This window comes from Thermobacillus sp. ZCTH02-B1, assembly GCF_002159085.1.
GTDB lineage: Bacteria > Bacillota > Bacilli > Paenibacillales > Paenibacillaceae > Thermobacillus.
This window is the reverse complement of the sequence record NZ_LZRU01000039.1, coordinates 1-5,214: the sequence shown is the minus strand read 5'-3', so window position 1 is coordinate 5,214 and position 5,214 is coordinate 1. Positions and strand designations below refer to the sequence as shown.

Here is a 5,214-nt window from a genome sequence, read left to right as displayed (position 1 = left end):
CAGGTCAGCCTGGGGATAGCCACGGGTGGTATTGTTTCATTTTCCTGCGATGGCACATAAAAAGGCACGAAAAACTCCCACGGCGATCGCTGCGATGGGTCGCACGTGGGAGTTTGTCTTCAGTCTGGAGAGACCCTTCGGGGTCTCTCTTTCTTTTGTCCGCATGGCTTTGTTCCTCGACGCGCCCGCTCCCGGGCAGGCCTGTCCATCGCGCACCCATCGGATTCTTTCCTGTGCCCGTCAGGGCTATTCTGCCGCGCCGTACCCCTCCGGGTTCTGCCGCTGCCAGCGCCAGGCGTCGGCGCACATCTCCTCGATGCCCCGCTTCGCCGCCCAGCCCAGCCCGTCACGCGCGGCGGACGGGTCCGCATAGCAGACCGCGACGTCGCCCGGCCGGCGGTCGACGATCGCGTACGGAATCTTGCGGCCGCTCACCCGTTCGAACGCGGCCACGACCTCGAGCACGCTGTATCCGCGCCCGGTGCCGAGATTATAGACGTGATAGCCCGGGTTTGTGAGGATGTTGTCCAGCGCCTTCAGATGGCCTTCCGCGAGGTCCACGACGTGGATGTAGTCCCGGACGCCGGTCCCGTCCGCGGTCGGATAGTCGCCGCCGAACACGTTCAGCCGCTCGCGCCGGCCGACGGCCACCTGCGTGATGTACGGCATCAGGTTGTTCGGGATGCCCTCCGGATCCTCGCCGATCCGCCCGCTCGGATGCGCCCCGACCGGATTGAAATAGCGCAGCACCGCGATCGCCCATTCGGGATCGGCCGCGTGCAGGTCGCGCAGGATGAGCTCGCCCATCCATTTCGTCCGGCCGTAGGGGTTGACCGGCCCGAGCGGCGAATCCTCCGTGAGCGGGCGCGGCGGATCGGGCACGGCGTAGACGGTTGCGGACGAGCTGTACACGATCCGCTTCACGCCGAACTCCCGCATCGTGCGAAGCAGCGTGAGCGTGCCGGCGATGTTGTTCCAGTAGTACTCGAGCGGCTTCTCGACCGACTCGCCGACCGCCTTCAGCGCGGCGAAATGGATGACCGCCTCGACCGGATGCTCGCGGAACACCCGCTCCAGCGCGGGCTTGTCCAGCAGATCGGCCTGGTAGAACGCCACCCGGCGCCCCGCGATTTCCTCGACGCGCCGGATCGCCTCGCGGCGGCTGTTCGACAGGTTGTCCACCACCGCGACGTCATACCCCGCGTTCAGCAGCTCGACGCAGGTATGGCTGCCGATGTAGCCGGCTCCTCCCGTTACGAGAATCGTCATGCTCTCCATCCTTTTTTCGTTGGTTTCGATGTACAGCCATGTTGGTTTCTTCCAGTCTATCATAGAACGACGGGACCCGGACTGCAAGAAGACTGCAAAAAGAAAGACGGACCCCGGGAAAAGACGAGCCCCGGGAATGCAAGCCGAACGCCGGCGCCCGAACCGCAAGCGGAACGAAGAGGCCCGGGTCGCAAGCGTTCGCTGCTTGCGGCCCGGGCCCGATGCGGCCGGACTCAGGCATTCGCCGCTTTGGGATCGTAGGAGCTCTTGAGCGAGACGATGAGGTTGAAGACCGGCTTGCCGGGCGCCGACAGCTTCGGATCGACGTTGAAATACCCGTGCCGGAAGAACTGGAACTTCTGCTCCGGTTCGACGTCCTTCATCTGCGGCTCGACGAACCCGTGCAGCACCCGGAGCGAATTCGGGTTGATGCGCGAGAGCAGCGAGCGGTCCTCCGCCGACACGGCCTCCCCGCCGTCCTCGCCCGCCCCCGCTTCGGGCTCCTCGTCCACCTCGTTCTCGTCGAGCAGCAGCGGCTCGAACAGCCGGAACTCCGCCGGCACCGCGTGCGTCGCCTCGACCCAGTGGATCGTCCCCTTCACTTTCCGCCCCGTGAACCCGGATCCGCTCTTCGTCTCCGGATCGTAGGTGCAGCGCAGCTCGACCACGTTGCCGTGCTCGTCCTTCACGACTTCCTCGCACTTGATGAAGTACGCGTGCTTCAGGCGCACCTCGTTCCCGGGGTACAGGCGGTGATATTTCGGCGGCGGCGTCTCCATGAAGTCGTCCTGCTCGATGTAAATCTCCCGCGAGAAAGGAATCCGCCGCACGCCCATTTCCGGATTCTCGGGGTTGTTCTCGGCCTCGAGCCACTCCACCTGCCCTTCCGGGTAGTTCGTGATGACCACCTTGAGAGGGCTGAGCACCGCCATCGTGCGCGGCGCCTTCAGCTTCAGATCCTCCCGGACGAAATGCTCCAGCATCCGCGGATCGACGACGCCGGCGCTCTTCGACACCCCGGTCTCGCGCACGAACGCCTTGATCGCCTCCGGCGTGTAGCCGCGCCGCCGGAGCCCGCACAGCGTGTACACGCGCGGGTCGTCCCAGCCGTCGAGCACGCCCGCCTCCACGAGCTGTTTGATGTACCGCTTGCCGATGACCGCGCCCTTGATCTGCAGCTTCGCGAACTCATATTGGCGCGGTTGCGACTCCATCTCGCACTCGCGGATGACCCAGTCGTAGAACGGCCGCTGGTCTTCGAATTCCAGCGAGCAGAGCGAGTGGGTGACGCCCTCGATCGCGTCCTCCAGCGGATGCGCGAACGTGTAGGTCGGGTAGATGCACCATTTGTCCCCGGTGTTGTGGTGGCGCGCATGGATGATCCGGTAAATGACGGGGTCGCGCATGTTGAGGTTCGGAGATTTCATGTCCACCTTCGCGCGCAGCACCTTTTCGCCTTCCTTGAACTCGCCCTTGCGCATCCGCTCGAACAGGTCGAGGTTCTCCTCGACGCTCCGGTTCCGGTACGGGCTCTCGATGCCCGGCTCGGTCAGCGTCCCGCGCGTCCTGCGGATCTCCTCCGGCGACTGGTCGTCGACGTACGCGAGCCCCTTCTTGATCAGCAGCACCGCGCGGTTGTATATTTCCTCGAAATAATCCGACGCGAAGTAGAGCGCGTCCCATTTGAATCCGAGCCACTCGATGTCCCGCTTGATCGCCTCGACGTACTCGACGTCCTCCTTCAGCGGATTCGTGTCGTCGAAACGCAGATGGGTCCGGCCCCCGTAGGCGGCGGCGATGTCGAAGTTGATCGTGATCGCCCGGGCGTGGCCGATGTGCAGATACCCGTTCGGCTCGGGCGGGAAACGGGTGACGACGGTCTTCACCCGGCCCTCCTTCAGGTCCCGTTCCACGATCGTGCGAATGAAGTTCGAAGACGTCTTGTTCTCCACCCCAGACCAACCCTTCCTCTCATCACGGCGGAAATTCACGCGGAAATCCTGTTTTCACCTGTTTTCATATAATACACAATTTTCCCCGCTTCACCAATCCCCGCCCTCGTGATGCTCGAAAAAGACGTTCCGCGCAAGGAACTTCTCCCGCTCGCGCACCGCCTCCGGATCGCGTCCGGGCCACGTGCCGTAGGCGGCCATCAGCTTGACGAGGGCCGCCTCCGGCGCGATGCGCGCAAGCGCCCGCACGCCGTCCGCCGCGGCGATCTCATGCGCCGAGCGGTACCGGGCGGTGTCTTCCGCCTTCGCCGGCGCGATGTACACGTCGATGCCGAGCGCGGCGCACCGCGCCGCGAACGCGGGCAAAGACGACGCGTACGCGCCGGCCCGGGCGCTGCACGCGGTCGCCGAATGGTACAGGCCGTGCAGCACCGCCGACGGACGCCGCGGCAGCCGTTCGAAGTCATAGAGCCCGTAGTCGAGTCCGGGATAGGGACGGATATAAAGGATATCCGTCGCGAAGCCGATTCCCTCCGGCGGCAGCGCGGGCCCGCGCGGCGCGCGCAGCGCCGCGACCGGCGGATTCACCGCGTGCCCGCAGGGCACGAATCGCCCGTCCCGCATGTGGCCGAGCGGCGCGCCGTACGTCGGCACGAACTGGTCGTCGAACGGGCGGGCCTCCGTCAGGCGCGTCCCGAGCATGACCGGCATCTCGCCCCGGTCGTTCTCAAAGACGACATAGACGCCCGGCAGCGCCGCGTCCAGGATGAAATCGACCGCCGCGGCGAAATTCCGGACGCCGTTGCTCAGCGGATCATCGAGCGGCCGGTTCGCCGCGATCAGCACGACCGGCAGCCGGACATCCGCAAGCGCGTAACCCAGCATCGCCGCCGTGTAGGGCAGCGTGTCCGAGCCGTGCGCGACGACCGCGCCCGCGAACCTTCCCGGCTCCGCCCCGAGCCGCTCCCGCAGGCAGCGGACGAGCCCAAGCCAATGCCCCGGCGTCATGTTCTCGCTGAGCAGCATCATCGGCTGAACCGTCTCGAAGCGGACCGCCTCCGACAGCGGGCCCGCCAGCGCCCGATATCGCTCGAGCAGTTCGAAGCCCGCGCCGCCGTCGACGTCGACGACCGCGCCGCTCCGCCGGCTGCCAATCGTGCCGCCGGTGAATACGACCAGAATTTCCGTCAACATGCCGCACCCCGCCAACCGTCAGCCTCGATCCAGCAGCTCCTCGATGTCCCCGGCCAGCTCGTCCGGCGTCACCTTCGGTTCGTACCGGCGCACCGGCTTCCCTTCCCGGTCGATCAGGAACTTCGTGAAATTCCACGGGATCTGCCCGTCGTCGCCGCCGGTCAGATACCGGAACAGCGGATGCGCCCCCTCGCCGCGCACCTCGACCTTCGCGAACATCGGGAACGTCACGCCGTAATTTCGCGTGCAGAACGCGCGGATTTCCTCGTTCGTGCCCGGCTCCTGCCCCGCGAACTGGTTGCAGGGGAAGCCGAGCACCGCAAACCCCCGGTCCCGGTACCGCTCGTACAGCCGCTGCAGCCCCTCGTATTGCGGCGTCAGCCCGCAGGCGCTCGCGGTGTTCACGATGAGCAGCACCTGGCCGGCGTAATCGGAAAGCTTGACCGTCCTGCCGTCCAGCGTCTCCGCCTCGAATGCGTGCACCGTCATGCCGCGCACCTCCCGTCATGTTTACCCACGAGTCTACCATTCGCGCCATATCCCGGTCAAACGAACGCCGCCGAACGTCTGAGTCAAGCTAGTGTGGGCACCTTTTTTGGATTCTGGATGCGAACTTGAAAAGAACCTTTCCCTTGTAAGCGCTTTTGATCTTCTTCCTTATGGGATTGGCGATTCATTTTTCTGGTATTAGTATCCTCTAAGCCCTTTCAATGCCATGCCCGTTGTGCTACTCTGCCACGGCCCCCTAAGCAACCGGATCATCCCGTTAACGTATCCTTTGGTCGGTCGTAAAACGTCC

The 5,214-nt window shown here is 65.0% G+C and carries 4 protein-coding genes; all 4 read right to left on the bottom strand.

Features of this window, described 5'->3' with window-relative positions:
• Positions 1-246 precede the first annotated feature (246 nt).
• Complete coding sequence (galE, locus tag A9Z00_RS14560) at positions 247-1,269, bottom strand: UDP-glucose 4-epimerase GalE (RefSeq protein ID WP_296978993.1); 1,023 nt, start codon at positions 1,267-1,269, stop codon at positions 247-249.
• A 233-nt stretch (positions 1,270-1,502) separates the two neighbouring features.
• Positions 1,503-3,221: a glutamine--tRNA ligase/YqeY domain fusion protein gene (locus A9Z00_RS14555; RefSeq protein ID WP_296978992.1), complete on the bottom strand. Its 1,719-nt coding sequence runs from the start codon at positions 3,219-3,221 to the stop codon at positions 1,503-1,505.
• 90 nt (positions 3,222-3,311) lie between these two features.
• Complete coding sequence (locus A9Z00_RS14550; RefSeq protein WP_296978990.1) at positions 3,312-4,415, bottom strand: asparaginase; 1,104 nt, start codon at positions 4,413-4,415, stop codon at positions 3,312-3,314.
• 18 nt (positions 4,416-4,433) lie between these two features.
• Entirely contained in the window at positions 4,434-4,904 is a 471-nt protein-coding gene (locus tag A9Z00_RS14545; RefSeq protein WP_296978989.1) for a glutathione peroxidase, read from the bottom strand.
• Positions 4,905-5,214: the final 310 nt, after the last annotated feature.

What these genes read in the sequence shown, in the direction of transcription:
- galE (WP_296978993.1), bottom strand. Translation starts at nt 1,269, where the DNA reads ATGACGATTCTCGTAACGGGAGGAGCCGGCTACATCGGCAGCCATACC.
- A9Z00_RS14545 (WP_296978989.1), bottom strand. Translation starts at nt 4,904, where the DNA reads ATGACGGTGCACGCATTCGAGGCGGAGACGCTGGACGGCAGGACGGTC.
- A9Z00_RS14550 (WP_296978990.1), bottom strand. Translation starts at nt 4,415, where the DNA reads ATGTTGACGGAAATTCTGGTCGTATTCACCGGCGGCACGATTGGCAGC.